Source organism: Glutamicibacter mishrai, assembly GCF_012221945.1.
In the GTDB taxonomy this organism is placed as follows: Bacteria; Actinomycetota; Actinomycetes; order Actinomycetales; family Micrococcaceae; genus Glutamicibacter; species Glutamicibacter mishrai.
Map to the genome: position 1 here is coordinate 1,640,651 of NZ_CP032549.1, position 17,262 is coordinate 1,657,912.

Sequence of the window (17,262 nt, forward strand, 5' to 3'; positions counted from 1 at the left end):
ACCCGCGTTTTGACTACTGTCGCGTAGGGTACAACGGCGCTAAAACACCTGCAGCGAACGCATATGCGATTTGGTGCATATGTTTAATTACGCAACAACAACCGCCAGATGGCGGGGTTTTCCCCGAGCCTCCCGAACGTCGGGGCTTCAGAAAAATCTTGGTTCTCAAATCGTGGTCAAAGGACGATATTGGCAAGCTCGGATACGCTCACTGAATTATCTGGCGTGGTAAATCGCGCCGCTCGTGACATCTTCTTCCAACGCTTCGAGGGTCCGTCCGCGGGTTTCTGGAACCTGGGTAGTGACGAAGTACAAGGCCACCGCGCCAACGCCGGCAAAGATGAAGAAGGAGCCGGTGATTCCCACGCCTGAGACCAACGACGGGAAGAAGAGCGTCAGCACGCCATTGGTCCCCCAGCCGAAGAAGACCGAGATGCCGATGCCCAGGCCACGCATATGCAGAGGGAAGATTTCAGCAAGCCAAACCCAGACCGCCACGCTCAGGAAAGTCTGCATCGAGGCAACAAAGGCCACCACAAGGATCAGGATGACTACCGGGCGCAGCGCACTTCCTGCTGGCAGCAGCATGCTGGCAAAAGCCACCAGCAAATGGCAAATAGTGGTCAGCGACAGCCCGATCATGAAGGTCGTCCGGCGATCAAGGCGGGCCATATTGCGCAAGCCGATGATGCCGCCAATGACGGCAACAACGCCAAAAGCGATATTGGCCAGGACCGCCTGCTGCGCGGTCATGCCAGTCTCTTCCAGCACCCGCGTTCCGTAGTACATGATCGAGTTGATCCCGGTCAGCTGCTGCATGGTCGCCACACCGATGCCCACGCAAACAATGCGCAACAGCCATTTGTTTTTCAATACCGCCTTGATGCCGACGGGCTTGTTCTTCAACTGTTCTTTTTCGGCCATGGCCCGGATTTCGCGCACTTCGGCGAGCGCCCGATCAGCTGAACGTACAGTTCCGAGCACGCCAAGGGCCTTCTCGTAATGCCCCTTCTCCACGAGCCAACGCGGAGATTCGGGCATGCGCAGCATCCCGAAGAACAGAACCAGGGCTGGCAAGGCGCAGATGGAGAACATGATGCGCCAGACGCCGTCCATGCTTCCGCCAAGCCAGGCACCGAGGATCGCGTTCATGACGAACGCGGCCAGCTGGCCGGCCACGATAGCCATTTCGTTGCGGCCGGTAATGGAACCGCGGATCTCATGGGGAGCCAGTTCCGCAAGGTACACCGGCACCACGGTGGATGCGCCTCCCACCGCCACACCAAGCATGATGCGGCCGGCCACCAGCACGCCGAAGCCCACTGGGGAGAAGGTTCCCGGCTCTGGACCCGCGGGCGAGAAAACCACGAACACTGTTCCCACGAAAAACAGAACCGCCAGTGCGACGATGGTTTTGCGCCGGCCCCATAAGTCGGCGATTTGCCCGGACACGAGCGCCCCGAGTGCGGCGGCGAAGACCAGCGAGCTGATCACCACACCGACCTGCAAGAGATTCAGGCCAAGCTCCGCGGCCATCGGCCCTTCAGCGCCGTTGGCAACCCCGGTGTCGTATCCAAAGAGCAGTCCGCCGAAGCAGGCGACAATCGAGATCAAACCCAGGCGTTTGGAATGCGGACCTGAAGTCAGTGGCGGCAAACTCGATTCGGACGCAAGATTCTGCGCGCTGGACATAAAACTCCTTCGGATGGCCCGGGTGAAAGAGTCGACTGGATCTTCAGCGATCCAGTCATTGTCACTCGGTGCAACAAGGGCGAGAAGGATTGGCCACGATCTTGATCGATGCCCGGTTTTCCCGACCTCGCCCAACCCTAATAGTTTCATCGAACGCAGGTCCGTCCAAACTCGCTGGCCCGCTCTGATCCTGGACGCAAGCAAGGCCTGGGCTTCTTCACGATGGTGAAGAAGCCCAGGCCTTGTTATTGGTTCTGCTATGCCGTTGTCTGCGGGCTGGCACCGGCTTCGGCTTCGGCCCGTTCCTCGGCATGCCCGCCGAGCTGTTCGAGTTCATGGGCCAGTTCAGCCAGCTCGGCGCCGCCGGCCATCTGGGCGGTCAGCTCTTCGACAGTGATTTCCGACTTGGTGTAGTACCCGATGGACCGTCCGCGCTTGAGCAGCAGGAACGAGTCGCCTACCGGGTACGCGTGGTGCGGGTTGTGCGTAATGAAGATGACGCCCAGGCCGCGGTCGCGAGCCTGCAGGATGTAGCGCAGCACCACGCCTGACTGCTTGACGCCCAGGGCGGCGGTTGGCTCATCGAGGATCAGCACCTTCGCGCCGAAGTACACAGCACGGGCGATCGCCACGCACTGCCGCTCGCCACCGGAGAGCTGGCCAATGGGCTGCTCCACATCTCGCAGGTCAATCCCCATATCCGAGAGTTCCTGCTTGGTGATGTCCTTCATCTTCTGCACATCAAGCTTCTTGAACGGGCCCACTCCGGTGGTCAGTTCCGAGCCGAGGAAGAAGTTGCGCCAGATCGGCATCAGCGGAACCACGGCCAGGTCCTGGTACACGGCGGCGATGCCGGCATCCAGTGCAACACGGGGGCTCTTGAGCTTGATGGACGAGCCATGCAGGGTGAAGTCGCCTTCATCGTGCTGGTGCAGGCCCGCGATGATCTTGATCAGCGTGGACTTTCCGGCGCCGTTATCACCCAGGACGCAGGTGACCTTGCCTGGGTCAACCACCATGTCCACACCGCGCAGGGCGATAATGCTTCCGTAGTGCTTGCCCACGCCCTTGAGGGTCAGCAGGTTATCGCTGGTCTTCGGCTCGAGCTTTTCCAGCAGCTCTTCGGTCTTCTTGTTTTTGCGAGTTTTCATGATCTTGTCCTTGGCTTCCTATTTGCTGGATTCCGCGCGCTTCTTCACTACGATGTTGACCACCGTAGCCAGGAGCAGCATCAGGCCCAAGAAGAACTTGAACCAGTCCGGGTTCCATTCGGCGTACACGATGCCCTTGTTAGCCATGCCGAAGATGAAGGCGCCGATGGCACCGCCAATGGCTGAGCCGTAGCCGCCGGTGAGCAGGCAGCCGCCAATCACTGCGGCGATGATGTACAGGAATTCGTTGCCGATGCCTTCACCGGACTGCACTGCATCGAAGGCGAACAGGTTGTGCATGCCCAGGACCCAACCGCAGAATCCGACGGCCATGAACAGGCCGATCTTGGTACGCACTACCGGCACGCCCACGGCGCGGGCGGCCTTTTCGTCGCCGCCGATGGCGAAGATCCAGTTGCCGATTTTGGTTCGCAGCAGGATCCACGAAGCGATAATGACCATGGCCAGCCAAATGAAGACCGTCACCTTCACATCAATTCCGGCGATGTTCACCGACGAGGCGAAGATCGCCTTGGCGCTTTGGAAGCCTTCCATATCCGCAATGGATGGCGAGGACACCGAACCGCCGATAGCGCGGGTCAAACCGAGGTTCAAACCAGTGAGCATCAGGAAACTGGCCAGGGTGACGATAAAGGATGGCAGTTTGGTCTTGATCAGGATGATGCCGTTGATGAATCCGATCAGCAGCGAAACGATCAGCGCGAGGACCACGCCGACCCAGACGTTCAGGCCGAAATACCAGGAGATCAGCGAGGCGCTCAGGGCCGAGGAGATCACGGCGACACCGGTGGACAGGTCGAATTCGCCGCCGATCATCAGCAGGGATACGCCCACGGCCATGATCCCGATGGTTGAAGCGCCATAGAGGACCGTGGCCAAGGACGCCGGCGACAGGAAGACCGGGGCGACGATGGCGAAGAAGATGAATAGTGCCACGGCGCCTACCAGGGCGCCGATTTCCGGCCGGCCCAGGAGAATGGACAGCGTGCTTTTTTTGCCGACTCGCTCATCTTGGGCGGTAGTGGTTTTCTTATGCGAGGGTGAGGCTGTTAGTGATGACATGAGTTCTCCTCCGTGTCCTTGCTGCGCGTCCTGCAGATATCTGATGCCCGCAGGACGCGAGCTGCGGGACGTGGCTAGCGGACGCCTTCTTCTGCGAAACTGGTGATCTTCTCGGCCACGGTCTTGTCGACGATGGCAGGGCCGGTCAAGGTTGCCTGTCCGCCGCCGATGGTGAAACCTCCGCGGTAGTTCTGCCAGAGAGCATCGACAGCCATGTAGCCCTGCAACCACGGTTGCTGGTCAACGGTGAAGAGGACATTGCCCTTGGTGATCTCTTGAACCAGCTGCGAGTTCATGTCGAAGGATGCGACCTCGACCTTTGAATTCGCGGTGGCCTTTGCTTTCAGCAGGGTCATCGTGAACGGAGCACCCAAACCGATGATGGCATCGGCTTGCTTATCCGCCTGGAGCTTAGCGGTGGCCGTGGACTCGACCTGGGTCATGTCGGTGCCCTGCACGTAGAGCACTTCGGTGTCTGGGACAACTTTTTTCACGCCTGCGCAGCGGGCTTCCAGGCCGACGTGCCCCTGTTCCTGGATGACGCAGATTGGCTTCTTCAAGCCGGCTTCCTTGAGCTTTTCGCCAGCGGCTTCACCGGCGAGCTGTTCATTGGATCCAAAGTGGGCGAAAACGCCGAGCTCCTTGAACCGATCTTCGCCGGCGTTGAGGCTGACGATGGGAATCCCGGCATCGGTAGCTTTTTTCAGCGAGCCCTTCATGGCATCGGGCTTGGCCAGGGTTACGGCGATGCCGTCAACGCCTTGGTCAATGGCTTGTTCGATGAGCTGGGACTGGCGGCCGCCATCCGGGTCGCTGAGGTATTGAAGTTCAACATTGTCCTTCGCTGCCGCTTCTTCCGCTCCCTTGCGGATGATATCCCAGAAGGTGTCTCCGGGGGCTGCGTGGGTGATGACTGCGACTTTGATGCGTTCAGTAGTTGCGACGGCCCCACCTCCGCCGTTGCCCTCTGGCTCTGGAGCGCGTCCGCCGGTGGACGAGCAGGCCGCCAGCCCCAGAGCTGGAACGATGGCGAGTGTCAGTGCGAGTTTGCGCCAAGTTGGCTTTCCCATTGTTGTTTTCCCCTTCAGGAATCCGCCGGCGCACCCCGTTAACCCCAGGAGCGGGCCGAATGATCGAGTTATCGTGACCTGAATCACAAGATGTCTAAAGTGTGCGTCACGAACAGCGATCCGTCAATACTTTGTAAAGACATAAGGATGTGAAGACGAAAAGATTCCCGCCTTTGCGGCGATTATCGTTATCAGGCTGGCACTGAGCTTACGCGTTTCCCACAGATGATGCACGCACGATGAGCCGCGGAGAAATTGTCAGTTGACGTGCAAATTTACCTTGCGGGTTGCGCATCAGCTGCAGCAGCAGGCGCGCACCGCTGCGGCCCAGATCCTGGAAATCAGAATCAACGCTGGTCAAGGAAATCCGGCCCAGAGATGACAAGGAAATATTGTCGTAGCCAGTCACCGCAGCACTGGCCCCCGCTTCATCCAGGGCTTGAATCGCACCGAAGGCGCACAGGTCGTTGAAGCAGGCCAACGCGTCGGGCCTTGCCCCTGAAGCCAGCAGCTGTGCCACCGCGTTGTACCCGGCTTGAAGGCTCGGTCCAGCTTCCACCACCTGCACCTGCTGGCGCAGCCCATGGCGCTGCATGGCCCGGTGGTAGGCTGCTTCGCGCAACGCTGCCACCGGACCGGAGCCTCCTGAAATATGTGTGATCCGGGCGTTCCCGCCGGCGACCAAATGGTCTATGACCAGGCTGAAGCCCTGCGCCTCATCGACGGATACAACCGCGGCATTGGCGTGTGGTTCGCGGCCGCTGCCCACGAATACCGCTGGCGTCTCGCCGAGGGCGGCTTCAAAGCTGGCCGTGTCATCAGCCGATCCCACGACAAGCAGCCCACTGACCCTCAGGTCCCGCAGTGCTTGCAGTTCGGCCGGGCCGATGCCCTGGCCGTCGTGGATGGCCGCGGCGCTGAATAGGACGTCAAACCCAGCCGCCCGCAAGGCCTCGCGCGCCACTTCGGCGACTTCGAGCACCCATGGATTTTGCAGTTCGCCCAGGACCACGCCGATAGCGTGGCGGTTCTCGGCCACGAGGGAACGGGCGGCCAGATTGGGTTGATAGCCCAGCTCGCGGATCGAATCCTCGACCCGCGAGCGCCGTAGCGAACTGACCTTGCTCGGATCCGATAGCACCAGGGACACGAGGGACTTGGAGACTCCCGCATGCTTGGCGACATCTCGAATCGTGGGGCGGCTATTTGGCGTCTGCGACATGGGTGTCAGTATGGCACTTTCTAGCTGTGCGCCGCCCGGGCCATCTGCTGCCAGTCGCCGGTGGCCGCAGAGATCTCGGCTGCCTCGACCAGTGCGGCGGCAGCCACCGCGTCGGCGATGGTTGAGTTGGTTTTCTCTCCCCCTGACACTGCCAGCAGGAACTTCTTGGCCTCAATGATCTTCAGGTCATCAAAACCCATGGCATTGCCTGGCCCGGGCTGGAATCGCGAATACTCGCCATGCTTGGGCGAGCCGATGACGGTGGTGAAGCCCTGTTCTTCGTTGCCTCGTCCGAGCACGACTTCCAGCTCATTCATGCGCTCGAAGTCCCATTTGACCGAGCCTTCGGTGCCGTAGATTTCCAGCCGGTACCCGCACTGCGGACCCACCGCGACGCGCGAGGCTTCGATGGTGCCGATGGCACGCTGTGCGAGGCCCTCGGGGCTGAAACGCACCAGCGCCGCGGCATAGTCTTCGTTTTCAACCTCGCCCATTTCGCCGCCTTCAATCAGGTCAAAGTGCGTACCCTGGCCCATGGACAACTTGGGGCGCGAAGGGATCATCACGTTGGTCGAGGCGGAAATGCTCTGGATGGAACCCACGACGTGGCTGCAAAGATCTGCGGCATGGCTGAAGAGGTCGGCGAGCACCCCGCTGCCGGCGAGCTCGCGGTTGAAGCGCCAGGACAGGGCCGCCCGCGGATCAGCGGCGTAGCCGGCGAGGAAGCTGGCGCGGACGTTGGTGATGTCTCCCAGCCGACCTTCGCGGACCAGCTGCCGCGCCCGTTCGATGGCCGGGGCATGGCGGTAGTTGAAGCCCACGGAAGTTTCGACGCCGTTGCGCACGACCGCATCTTGGATCGACTGGGTCTCGGCCAAACTACGGCCAGCAGGCTTCTCGATCCAGAAGTGCTTTCCTGCTTCCGCTGCAGCGATCGCCATCTCGGCGTGCAGGAAGTTTGGCGCGCAAATCGAGACGACGTCCACCTCGGGATCGGCCAGAACCTCGTGGTAGTCCAGGGTTCCGCGCTCGAATCCCAGTGTTTGCACGGCGTAGTCCACGCGTGATTGCTCGGTATCCGCGGCGACAATCAGCCGCGGTTTGATGCCCAATTCCGGATAGACATAAGGGACGGAACTGTACGCACGAGCGTGCAACTTGCCCATCCAACCCACCGAAATCAGCCCAACTCCGATGGTGCGCTGTTCGTTCATCTTCTTCTCCTCATCTTTGGAACGTTCCAAAAAACCATACAATCCCGTTAGAATACCGGGCAATGAATTCAGGTATGTTTTTTGTCAGGACAATTGGACAAGTGGACGTCATTGTCCAAAATTCCTAGTCGAACGGTCTTTCTTGGACGCAATACATCAAGCTCGTGAGGTGATATGCGGCGGCTGCAGGCAGGCCATCAAGCCGGAGATTCCGCGGGTTCCCGCCCAGGGGATGCCCAAAGGGCCAACTTTCCTATATAGTTTGTCCTGTCAAAGCGACATATACCCTCAAGGTCGCCGACAAGGAGCAATTGTGAGCACACCACTGAGCATCAAGATCGACCGATCTTCCCCGATCCCCCTCTACCACCAGGTGGTGCAGGGCATCGAAGGCGCCATTCGCGACGGTTCGCTCGCCTCAGGCACCCGCCTGGAAAACGAGATCGAGCTGGCCCAGCGGCTTCGGCTATCCCGCCCCACCATTCGCAAGGCCATGGACGACCTGGTCCAGTCAGGCCTTCTGGTGCGCAAGCGCGGCGTCGGTACCCAGGTTGTCTCCAGCCAGATCCGCCGCCACCTTGAGCTGTCGAGCTTGAACGATGACCTCGAGCGCGCGGGCAAGAAGCCGTCCACCTCCCTGCTCAGCTTCGAGCACATTCCGGCACCAGAGCAGATCCAGGAATTGCTCTCCCTGCCCAAGGACGTCTCGGTGTACCACTTCACCCGACTGCGTTCGGCCGGCGGCAGCCCACTGGCATTGATGGAAAACTGGGTTCGCGACGACATTGTCGAACTGGACGAAAAATCCCTGCGCGCCCACGGCTTATATGAGCTCCTGCGTGAAGCGGGCGTCAACTTCCGGCTCGCCCAGCAGCGCATCGGCGCCACCATTGCCGATGGCGCCCAGGCTGAAGCACTCGATACCGAAGCTGGATCCGCCCTAGTCACCATGCAACGCACCGCTGTTGATGACACTGGTCGCAACGTTGAGACTGGGTCTCACGTCTACCGCGCTGACGCGTACAGCTTTGAAATGACCTTGGTGCAGCGCTAGCAGCGCAAGACACCGGACACCGCCGTCGAAAGGAATGAACATGGCCGACTGGATCTACCCTGCAGGCTCCGCCACCCACGGGGACTGGAGCATCTCGCTCGGTGCCCATGACTCCGCCCTCGAGGTGGACGGCTGGGCCCATACCGGCCTGAAGGTTGCCGAATTGGCTCCCGGGCAATCGATCCAGTTGGACGCCGCAGCCGAAGAGCGAATTGTCGTTCCGCTCTCCGGCGTCTCCTTCACGGTTAGCGTGGACGGCCAGGAGCATGTGCTCGCCGGTCGCGCATCGGTGTTCAACGGCCCGTCTGATGTCCTGTACACGGGCATCAACAAGGCCATCACCATCACCGCCGAACATGGCGGCCGCGTTGCACTCGCCCTGGCTCCTGCCAAGCAGTCATATCCGACGCGGCTGATCAAGGCCGAGGACACCCCGGTGGAACTGCGCGGCGCGGGCAACTGCTCGCGCCAGGTCCACAATTTCGGCACCCCGGCGGCACTGGAAGCCGACCGGTTCATCGTCTGCGAAGTCATCACCCCGGCTGGCAACTGGTCCTCTTACCCTCCGCACAAGCACGATGAGGAGAAAGAGGGCGAGACCAGCCTCGAGGAGATCTACTACTTCGAGACCCAGCTGGCCCGCAATATGCCAGCCCCGCAGGACACCGACCCGATTGGCTACGCCCGGGTTTACGCCTCGGACGAGCGTCCTATCGACGTTAATGCAGAGGTGCGCACCGGCGACGTTATTCTGGTCCCCTATGGCTGGCACGGACCGGCCATGGCAGCGCCAGGCTACGACCTCTACTACCTGAACGTGATGGCTGGACCGGGTCGGGTGCGCGACTGGCTGATCAGCGATGACCCACACCATGGCTGGATCCGCCAGACCTGGGATGCCCAGAGTATGGATCCGCGCCTGCCATTTGGACCGGCGGCATAGTCCGCAAAACTGCAAGATGAAGCGGCGGTTACAGGATTTCCTGTAACCGCCGCTTCGTTCTGGTCTTCTAGCTTGCTGGCTGAAGCAGTGGTTCAAAGGCCTGGGCGAAAGCCGCAATGGCCGCCTCGGAATCCGCGCTGGCATAGGCTTCCATGCCAACAGGACCTGAGTACCCCAGCTGAGACAAAGCCGCTGCGACCGCGCGATAGTTGATTTCCCCGGTGCCCGGCTCGCAGCGCCCCGGAACGTCCGCGACTTGGATTTCTCCGATATAAGGGCTGGCTGCACGCACCAGCTCGATGAGATTCCCCTCGCCAATCTGCGCGTGGTAGAGATCAAGCATCATCTTGACGTTCGGGTGGTCAACGGCCTTGACCAGAGACAACGTATCCTTGGCGCGCCCCAGCGGAATGCCCGGGTGATCAAGAATTGTATTCAGGTTCTCCAGCATGAAAATCACGTCATGCTCTTCGCCCAAGCGCCCCAGTTCTTCAAGGGTCTTCGCTGCGGTCAGCCACATGTCTCCGGTAGCGCGGAATCGCGGGGTGGCAGCCTGGCCGTCGATGAGTTGGGCCGGGTGCACCACCAATCGCTTGATTCCCAGTTCCTTGGCGGCCGGAATCAGTTCCCCGGCGGTACGCACGACATGGTGCGCACTGTCCGCATCGCACAGGCTGCCTTCGCTGTAGCCTGTCATGGAGCCGAAGCGGGCACCGGTGGCCGCGAGGGCTGAAAGGTCCTTGTCCCGGATATCCCAGAGTTCGATTTCAAAGCCGGCGTCGTCGAGTTTCATGACCCGCTCGATGAGCGGAAGGTCCAGGAAGACCATTTCCGCGCAGACCGCTAGCTGCGCGCTCATGCGTTCACCGCGAGCCGGGTGGCAGATTCAAGCTTCACCGGAAGGCCGGTTTCAGAGGATTCCAGTGCGGCCAGGGCTACGCGCAGGGCGGCACGCGCGTCCTTGCCGGTGGGCACGGCGAGGGCCGCGTCGGCGCTGCCTTCGCGCAAGCCGCGGATCTTGCGGGTGAAGATCGACAGCTGATCGCGGTAGGCCTGGGCGAAAAGCTCGATATTCAACCGCTCGGTGGGAGCGTGGGCTCCCTGCGCATCAAAGCTGGAAGCAGCCAGCTGGACCGGGTTGCCGGCCTGGACCATGCCCTTGGATCCGAAGACTTCTCCGCGCACGTCGTAGCCGTAGCTGGCCGAGAAGTTGGCCTCGGCGACCGCGATGGCTCCATTGGAGTAGCGCATGGTGACCACCGCGGTGTCCAGCAGACCGTTCTCCCGGTGTTCCGGGGCGACCAGGGCGTCTGCCATGACGTGGACCTCTTGCACCTCGGCACCCGGGTTCAGCCAGTTCAGGGTGTCGAAGTCGTGGATCAGGGTTTCGGTGAAGATCACGTGGGAGCGGATCTTCGCGGCGTTGGGCAATCCGCCGGCCACTTCCGGGTCGCGGGTCAGCGAACGCAGCAGTTGCGGGGTGCCGATAGCTCCGGAGTTCACCTGTTCTGCCACCGACGCGAAGTCTTGGGAGAAGCGACGGTTGAAGCCGATCTGCAACAGCACCCCGGCGTTCTCGACGGCCTTCAGCGCGTTATCGAGGTCAACCAGGGCGTGGGCCGCAGGCTTCTCGCAGAAGATGTGCTTGCCGGCCGCGGCGGCCTGGGTGATCAGGCCCGCATGGAAAGCCGAAGGGGCGCCGATCACCACGGCATCGACGGTTTTGTCAGCGAAAACGTCAGCGATGTCCTCGGTGTAGTTGGTGCAGCCCAGTTGCGCCGCCAGTTCTGCCGCGCGCCCCGGGGCCGGGTCAGCGACAACGTGCAGTTGCGCGTCGGGCAAGTACTGGGCCACCGTGCGGGCGTGGAATGCGCCGATCCAGCCGGTGCCGATGACGGCAATGCGAAGTGGCTGCCCGGACGTTGTTGGCAGGGTTTGGTAAGCCATGGAAGTTCTCCTAGAACGTTCTAGATATGGTGTTCAGGAAAATCATGGCACACTGGATAGCAAGTGTCTATAACGTTCTAGAAGAAAGTTTGGCCAATGCCCGAGGCTTCCGCCCAACGCCCCGCAAAACGCCCCACCCTCGCCGATGTCGCCCGCGCTTCGGGCGTATCCGTTGCCTTGGCCTCCATCGTGCTGCGCGAGGCCGAGGGGGCAAGTGAAGAGTCGCGGGCGCGAGTCAAGCAGGCTGCGGCGGATCTGGGCTACCGCCCCGATTCACGGGCACGCTCCCTGCGCAGCAGCCGCAGCCGGACCCTGGGCCTGGCCCTCGCGCTCGGCGAACCGCTGCATGCCGAATTGGCCGACGCCTTGTACGCCGAGGCCGATGCCCATGGCTTCGAAATCATCTTGGGCGCCACCGGCAAGCACCGCGATGAGCGCCGGGTGCTCAATACCCTCATTGACGCTGGTGTCGAGGCGGTGATCGGCGTCTTCCCCGAGCTTCCGGCCAGCCAACTCGCCCAGATCTCCAAGCAGCTGCCGGTGATCAGCCTGCTGCGCAAGGTCAAAGGCCTGCCTTCGATCATCACCGACGAAGCCGCCGGCATTGACCAGCTTGTCAGCCACCTCGCGCAGCTCGGGCATACCCGGTCGCTGCACCTGGATGGCGGATCCGCAGTTGCGGCAAAGCAACGCCGCGATGCCTTCCTGGCCTCGGCAGCCAAAGCAGATATTGAAGCCCGCGTCATTGCGGCAGGGCCCGATGACGCCACCGCGTTCGAGGTCCTGCGCGGCTACTTCGAGCAAACCCCGCCAGCCGAGCGCGTCACCGCCGTCGTGGCCTTTAATGACCGCGCCGCCCTCGGCGCACGTCAGGCGATCGATCTAGCAGGCTTGGCGGTTCCCGGCCAGATCAGTGTGACCGGCTACGATGACAGCGAGTTTTCCCGCCTGGCGCACGCCGATCTGACCAGCGTCCGCCAGGATGTCGCAGCCCTGGCGCAGGCGGCCATGCAGGCTGCGCTGGAGGCTCCCGGCACCTCAAGCACCCACGCGCCGCAGATTGTCGTGCGCGGCAGCACCGGCCGCCTCATGGCTTAACGAATTCTGGCCCCACCAGGTGGGGCCAGAATTCGCCAGTCAGGTTATTGCTTCGACGTTATGCGTTCACCGAAGGCTTGACCTGGTAGATCGCGCCGGTGGAGACATCCTCCTCCAAGGCTTCCAGGGAGCGTCCGCGGGTTTCGGGGACCTGGGTCGCGACGAAGAGCAGTGCCAGAACGCCAATGCCAGCGAAGATGAAGAAGCATCCGGTGATACCGACTCCCGAGACCAGGGATGGGAAGAAGAGCGCCAGCACGCCGTTGGTTCCCCAGCCGAAGAACACCGAGATGCCAATGCCCAAGCCGCGCATATGCAGCGGGAAGATTTCTGCCAGCCAGACCCAAACGGCAACGTTCAGGAAGGTCTGCATGGACATCACGAAGGCGACCACGAGAATCAGGATGACGACCGGGCGGATCGGATTGCCTACCGGCAGGAGCATTCCGGCGAAGGCCACCAGCAGGTGGCAGGTGGTGGTCAGCGACAGGCCGATAACGAAGGTCGTTCGGCGGTCCATGCGGTCCATATTGCGCAACGCGATCACGCCGCCCACCACAGCCACCACGCCGAAGGCGATATTGGCCAGGACAGCCTGCTGTTCGGACATGCCGGATTCTTCCAGCACGCGCGTTCCGTAGTACATGATCGAGTTGATGCCGGTGAGCTGCTGGGTCATGGAGACACCGATGCCGATGGCGATAATGCGCAGCAGCCATTTGTTGGTCAGGATGGCCTTGATGCCAACCGGCTTGTTGTTGCGCTTTTCCTCTTCGGCCACGATTTCGATTTCATGGACCTCGGCCAGTGCGCGTTCAGGGGAACGCACGGTCTTCAGCACGCGCAGCGCTTCGGCGTAGCGACGCTTTTCGACCAGCCAGCGAGGGGATTCCGGCATGCGCAGCATGCCGAAGAACAACGCGATTGCCGGCAGGGCGCAGATGGCGAACATGATTCGCCAGACGCCCTCGACGCTCCCGCCGAGCGCGGTGCCGATGATGGCGTTCATGACGAAGGCCGCCAGCTGGCCGGAAACGATGGCCAGCTCGTTGCGCCCGGTGATGGAACCGCGGATCTCATACGGCGCCAGCTCGGCGAGGTATACCGGGACCACCGTGGAAGCGCCGCCGACTGCCAGGCCGAGCATGATGCGACCGATCACCAGGACGCTGAATCCCAGGGGCGAGAAGGTTCCCGGTTCCGGTCCTGCCGGCGAGAAGATCACCAGCAGGGTTCCGAGGAAGAACATGACGGCCAGCATGATGATGGTCTTGCGCCGCCCCCAGGCGTCAGAGATCTGTCCAATGACCAGCGCGCCGACCGCTGCCGCGAAGACCAGCGAACTGATCACCACACCCACCTGCAGGAGGTTCAGTCCGAGCTCTGCCGCCATCGGGCCTTCGGCGCCGTTGGCGACACCGGTGTCGTAGCCGAAGAGCAGGCCGCCGAAACAGGCCACAATCGAGATCAAGCCAAGCCGTCTGGAATGCGGACCCGCCGTCAGGGGCGGGAGGCTCGATTTGGCAGATTGATTCTGCGCACTGGACATGGAAACTCCTTTGGTTTTCCCGAGCAAAGGACTTGATGGCCTTCGGCCATCCGTCGGATCCTCTGCGATCCGGCGTCCTTCATTCGGTGTGGCGGGGTGCTGCTTCGCGTCATCCTGGCCCTGCCACATAAACTGAAAGTGATGGGCTTCACAGCCCTTATGTAAGGACAATACGTCATCAGTGTTTCTAGATCAAGATTTATGCACTATTTTGTCCTGACAAACCGAAAACAGCCGAGGCCGGAACCATTAGCTGGTTCCGGCCTCGGTCTATCCTTCTCTGATCTGTCTTATACCTGCGCTGGCTTCCAATCCGGTTCGCCTTGCAGGGCCACCTTGCGCAACAGCCCGGCGGCACGGCGCACTCCCTCTTCCGAGTTGACCAGCACATCTTCATGCTCGATATTGAGCGTGCCGTCATACCCTGCGGCACGCAACTCATAGACGAAATCTGCCCAGAAGGCCTCGCCAGCCGGATGCCCCAAGCCCAGGGTCACGTAGTTCCAGGCCCGCTGCTGCCACAGCGTCATTCCGGTGCCATCAGGCAAACCATTGGCGGCAACTACCGGAGTATTCAACCGCACATCCTTGGCGTGAACGTGCATGATGGTGCCAGCCAAGGCTCGGATGACGCTCGGGATATCAGCTCCCATCGCCACCAGGTGCGAGGGATCCAAGTTGATGCCAACCCACTCGCTGCCCAGCGCATCAATCAGCCGCTTTGCCGTGGCCGCGTTGTACACCAGCTGCGTGAAGCAAGGCTCGATCGCCAGCTTCACCCGGTGCTCTTCGGCGAAGGCAGCAAGTTGCCTCCAGTAGGGAATGGCCACCTGCTCCCACTGGTAGTCCAGGATTTCCAGGTTTTCCGGCGGCCACGAGCTGATCACCCAGTTCGGGGAGCTATCCCCCGCAGCGCCCGGCAACCCGGACATGCAGACGACCGTGGAGACCTCCATGAGCTGCGCGAGGCGGATCGACTTTCGCAGCACCTCGTCCTGCTGCGGCCCGGAGACCGGATGCAGCTGGTTTCCATTGGCATTCAGCGCGCTGATGCCCAGCCCGGCATCGGCAATCCTGCCCATGAAGGCCGCGCGTTCGGCTTCATTATCCAGCAGGGCATCGAGGTTGATATGCGGGGCCTCGGACCAGTTGCCAGTGGGCAATTCGATCGAGCTCAGGCCCAGGCCAGCGGCAATTTCCAAAACCTCGTCGAAGCTTCGCGATGACAGAGAATCAGTGATCAGACCGATTTCCATGGTTGATTCCTTCCTTAAAGACTTGATGCCCGGCCCCGTTCGGGCCGGGCATCGGTGCCTGCGACTAGGCGCGTGCCACTTGCGCTGCGGCGACACGGCTGCGCATCTGCTCCAACTGGTACTTCGAGACCTCGATGGCGTTCTCGTTTTCGGCAAAAACGCTCGAGACCATCACGCTCTCCTCGCGGTCGGCGAAGCCATTGGCCACCAGGCCCGAGAAGAACTCATCCCAATTCACATCGCCGTCACCGATCTTCAGGTGCTGGTGCACGCGCACCGGATTGCCCGGAGGGTTGGTGATGTAGCGCAACCCGTGCGATGCGTGGTGGTCCATGGTGTCGGCCACGTGGACCACACGCAGCCGATCCCCCACGGTCCCCATGATCTCCAAAGGCTGGTCCTTCATGTGGAAGGAATGCGAGGCAACGTAGACGAAGGACAGGTTCGGTGAATTGACCCCGCGGATCACCCGCCACGCGGCCAGGCCCTCCTCCACGAAGTCATCCGGGTGCGGATCGATAGCCACGTTGATGCCTTCGCGCTCGATGATCGGCACCAGCTCTTCCATGGACCGGTAGAACGCGGCCTCGGATTCCTCGGCGCGCTCCGGGCGCCCGGAGAACTCTGTATTCATCTGGTTCACGCCCAGGTCCACGGCGATCTGGATCGCGCGCTTCCAATAGCGCACCGCGGCCTGGCGGAGGTTCTCATCGGGCGAGGACCAACGCAGCACCGGGAGCACCGAGGCAATGCCCACGCCAGCGCCCTTGCACTCGGCGGCCAGCTTGGCGACCAGGTCATCATCGGCCTTCGGATGGGTGAAGAACGGAATGATGTCCGCATGCGGGGTCAGCTGGATGTAGTCATAACCCAATTCCGCAGCCAGCTTGGGGAACTCCAGAACCGAGTGGGTGGAATGGAACGGGGTCGGATCCAATGCGTATTTCATGATGCCCTTAGCTGTAGAGATCCGGCTTGCTGTTCAGCTTCACTTCAACCTTGGCACCGGTGCGCTGGGCCTCGACGCCCGCCTCGCAGCAGGCCGCAGTGGCGTAGCCATCCCATGCGTTCGGCCCGCCAATTTCATCGCGCAACGCGGCGTCAACCCAGGACTGGATTTCGGTGTCGTAGGCTGCGCCGAAGCGTTCCTCGAAACCAGGGGTGACCTTGCCGCCCCACTGGCCTGCGGTCCGCACATATGGGCCGGCATCGTTGCCGATGGACACGATGCCGTCTTCAAAGGACGCCTGGGTGGCCACTTCGTAGCCGAACTTGGCGTTGACGTAGATCTCCACGTCAGCCAGGACACCCGACGAGGTTTCCAGCAGGACATGCTGCGGATCGTGCTGGCCGTTCGGCGCATTGCGGGTGGCCTTGCCCAGACGCACCTGCACCGAGGTGATTTCCTCGCCGGTGAAGAAGCGGATGGCGTCGAATTCGTGCACCACCGAGTCGTTGATCAGCATCTCGTTGGTGAAACCCTCAGGTGTGTTCGGGTTGCGGTGCTGGTGGTGGAGCACCAGCAGTTCGCCCAGGCCCTGGTTCTCGATCAGCTGGCGCAGCTGCTGGTATTCGGCGTCAAAGCGGCGCATGAAGCCCACCTGGATGCGCTTGCGGCCCAGCTTGGCCTCGGCCTCGACGATTTCCCAGGACGAGGCGGCATCCGGGGTCAGCGGCTTCTCGCACAACACCGGAATGTCTGCTTCCAGCACCTTGAGCAGTGCATCGTGGTGCAGGAAGCCCGGGGTGGCCAGCAGTACCGCATTCACCTCCCCGCTGGAAAGCGCGGCATCCAGATCGGTGTAGCCCTTGGCGCCGGGGATGCCCTCGATGGCGGCGTTGACCCGGTCCGAGTCGATGTCGACCACGGCGGCTACTTCGGCACCGGAAATACGGTGGTGGATTCGCTGGATATGGTCAGCGCCCATGCGTCCGGCTCCAACGACGGCGACGCGCAGGATATCTGGCACGATATGTCCTTTC

At 61.7% G+C, this 17,262-nt stretch carries 15 protein-coding genes; 3 read left to right on the forward strand and 12 right to left on the reverse strand.

The window, feature by feature from the left end:
• Window positions 1–216: 216 nt before the first annotated feature.
• The 6 genes from D3791_RS07745 to D3791_RS07770 form a co-directional block, all read right to left on the reverse strand.
• Window positions 217–1,692: a sugar porter family MFS transporter gene (locus D3791_RS07745; protein WP_172511824.1), complete on the reverse strand. Its 1,476-nt coding sequence runs from the start codon at window positions 1,690–1,692 to the stop codon at window positions 217–219.
• Between the two features lie 257 nt (window positions 1,693–1,949).
• Window positions 1,950–2,843: an ATP-binding cassette domain-containing protein gene (locus D3791_RS07750; RefSeq protein WP_172511825.1), complete on the reverse strand. Its 894-nt coding sequence runs from the start codon at window positions 2,841–2,843 to the stop codon at window positions 1,950–1,952.
• A gap of 18 nt (window positions 2,844–2,861) precedes the next feature.
• Window positions 2,862–3,926: an ABC transporter permease gene (locus D3791_RS07755; protein WP_022874608.1), complete on the reverse strand. Its 1,065-nt coding sequence runs from the start codon at window positions 3,924–3,926 to the stop codon at window positions 2,862–2,864.
• A 74-nt stretch (window positions 3,927–4,000) separates the two neighbouring features.
• Entirely contained in the window at window positions 4,001–4,996 is a 996-nt protein-coding gene (locus D3791_RS07760) for a substrate-binding domain-containing protein (protein WP_172511826.1), read from the reverse strand.
• A 208-nt stretch (window positions 4,997–5,204) separates the two neighbouring features.
• Window positions 5,205–6,218, reverse strand: a complete 1,014-nt coding sequence (locus D3791_RS07765; RefSeq protein WP_172511827.1) for a LacI family DNA-binding transcriptional regulator — start codon at window positions 6,216–6,218, stop codon at window positions 5,205–5,207.
• A gap of 20 nt (window positions 6,219–6,238) precedes the next feature.
• Complete coding sequence (locus D3791_RS07770) at window positions 6,239–7,432, reverse strand: Gfo/Idh/MocA family protein (RefSeq protein ID WP_172511828.1); 1,194 nt, start codon at window positions 7,430–7,432, stop codon at window positions 6,239–6,241.
• A gap of 313 nt (window positions 7,433–7,745) precedes the next feature.
• Here D3791_RS07770 and D3791_RS07775 point away from each other — a divergent pair, with 313 nt between their 5' ends.
• Both D3791_RS07775 and iolB read left to right on the forward strand, forming a co-directional pair.
• Window positions 7,746–8,486: a GntR family transcriptional regulator gene (locus tag D3791_RS07775; RefSeq protein ID WP_246242442.1), complete on the forward strand. Its 741-nt coding sequence runs from the start codon at window positions 7,746–7,748 to the stop codon at window positions 8,484–8,486.
• Between the two features lie 40 nt (window positions 8,487–8,526).
• The gene (gene iolB / locus D3791_RS07780; RefSeq protein ID WP_172511830.1) at window positions 8,527–9,429 is read left to right on the forward strand and encodes a 5-deoxy-glucuronate isomerase; all 903 of its coding nucleotides are present in this window, start codon (window positions 8,527–8,529) and stop codon (window positions 9,427–9,429) included.
• A 67-nt stretch (window positions 9,430–9,496) separates the two neighbouring features.
• Here iolB and D3791_RS07785 read toward each other — a convergent pair whose 3' ends face one another.
• The gene (locus D3791_RS07785) at window positions 9,497–10,288 is read right to left on the reverse strand and encodes a TIM barrel protein (RefSeq protein WP_172511831.1); all 792 of its coding nucleotides are present in this window, start codon (window positions 10,286–10,288) and stop codon (window positions 9,497–9,499) included.
• Window positions 10,285–11,376 carry a Gfo/Idh/MocA family oxidoreductase gene (locus D3791_RS07790; protein WP_172511832.1) on the reverse strand — a complete coding sequence of 364 codons (1,092 nt, stop codon included), beginning with the start codon at window positions 11,374–11,376 and terminating at the stop codon, window positions 10,285–10,287. Before D3791_RS07790 ends, D3791_RS07785 begins: the two co-directional genes overlap by 4 nt.
• A gap of 96 nt (window positions 11,377–11,472) precedes the next feature.
• On the opposite strand from D3791_RS07790, the gene D3791_RS07795 reads away from it, so the two are divergent.
• Complete coding sequence (locus tag D3791_RS07795) at window positions 11,473–12,474, forward strand: LacI family DNA-binding transcriptional regulator (RefSeq protein ID WP_172511833.1); 1,002 nt, start codon at window positions 11,473–11,475, stop codon at window positions 12,472–12,474.
• A 58-nt stretch (window positions 12,475–12,532) separates the two neighbouring features.
• On the opposite strand, the gene D3791_RS07800 is transcribed toward D3791_RS07795, so the two are convergent.
• From D3791_RS07800 to D3791_RS07815, 4 genes are all read right to left on the reverse strand, one after another.
• On the reverse strand, window positions 12,533–14,023 hold the full coding sequence (locus D3791_RS07800) for a sugar porter family MFS transporter (protein WP_022874599.1): 1,491 nt from the start codon (window positions 14,021–14,023) through the stop codon (window positions 12,533–12,535).
• Window positions 14,024–14,313: 290 nt separating this feature from the next.
• Entirely contained in the window at window positions 14,314–15,279 is a 966-nt protein-coding gene (locus D3791_RS07805; RefSeq protein ID WP_172511834.1) for a sugar phosphate isomerase/epimerase family protein, read from the reverse strand.
• 64 nt (window positions 15,280–15,343) lie between these two features.
• The gene (locus D3791_RS07810; RefSeq protein WP_172511835.1) at window positions 15,344–16,228 is read right to left on the reverse strand and encodes a sugar phosphate isomerase/epimerase family protein; all 885 of its coding nucleotides are present in this window, start codon (window positions 16,226–16,228) and stop codon (window positions 15,344–15,346) included.
• Between the two features lie 7 nt (window positions 16,229–16,235).
• Window positions 16,236–17,249 (reverse strand): Gfo/Idh/MocA family protein, encoded by a 1,014-nt coding sequence (locus D3791_RS07815; protein WP_172511836.1) that lies wholly within the window; start codon window positions 17,247–17,249, stop codon window positions 16,236–16,238.
• Window positions 17,250–17,262: the final 13 nt, after the last annotated feature.

What these genes read in the sequence shown, in the direction of transcription:
- D3791_RS07785 (WP_172511831.1), bottom strand. Translation starts at nt 10,288, where the DNA reads ATGAGCGCGCAGCTAGCGGTCTGCGCGGAAATGGTCTTCCTGGACCTT.
- iolB (WP_172511830.1), top strand. Translation starts at nt 8,527, where the DNA reads ATGGCCGACTGGATCTACCCTGCAGGCTCCGCCACCCACGGGGACTGG.
- D3791_RS07795 (WP_172511833.1), top strand. Translation starts at nt 11,473, where the DNA reads ATGCCCGAGGCTTCCGCCCAACGCCCCGCAAAACGCCCCACCCTCGCC.
- D3791_RS07755 (WP_022874608.1), bottom strand. Translation starts at nt 3,926, where the DNA reads ATGTCATCACTAACAGCCTCACCCTCGCATAAGAAAACCACTACCGCC.
- D3791_RS07810 (WP_172511835.1), bottom strand. Translation starts at nt 16,228, where the DNA reads ATGAAATACGCATTGGATCCGACCCCGTTCCATTCCACCCACTCGGTT.
- D3791_RS07770 (WP_172511828.1), bottom strand. Translation starts at nt 7,432, where the DNA reads ATGAACGAACAGCGCACCATCGGAGTTGGGCTGATTTCGGTGGGTTGG.
- D3791_RS07800 (WP_022874599.1), bottom strand. Translation starts at nt 14,023, where the DNA reads ATGTCCAGTGCGCAGAATCAATCTGCCAAATCGAGCCTCCCGCCCCTG.
- D3791_RS07805 (WP_172511834.1), bottom strand. Translation starts at nt 15,279, where the DNA reads ATGGAAATCGGTCTGATCACTGATTCTCTGTCATCGCGAAGCTTCGAC.
- D3791_RS07790 (WP_172511832.1), bottom strand. Translation starts at nt 11,376, where the DNA reads ATGGCTTACCAAACCCTGCCAACAACGTCCGGGCAGCCACTTCGCATT.
- D3791_RS07765 (WP_172511827.1), bottom strand. Translation starts at nt 6,218, where the DNA reads ATGTCGCAGACGCCAAATAGCCGCCCCACGATTCGAGATGTCGCCAAG.
- D3791_RS07760 (WP_172511826.1), bottom strand. Translation starts at nt 4,996, where the DNA reads ATGGGAAAGCCAACTTGGCGCAAACTCGCACTGACACTCGCCATCGTT.
- D3791_RS07745 (WP_172511824.1), bottom strand. Translation starts at nt 1,692, where the DNA reads ATGTCCAGCGCGCAGAATCTTGCGTCCGAATCGAGTTTGCCGCCACTG.
- D3791_RS07750 (WP_172511825.1), bottom strand. Translation starts at nt 2,843, where the DNA reads ATGAAAACTCGCAAAAACAAGAAGACCGAAGAGCTGCTGGAAAAGCTC.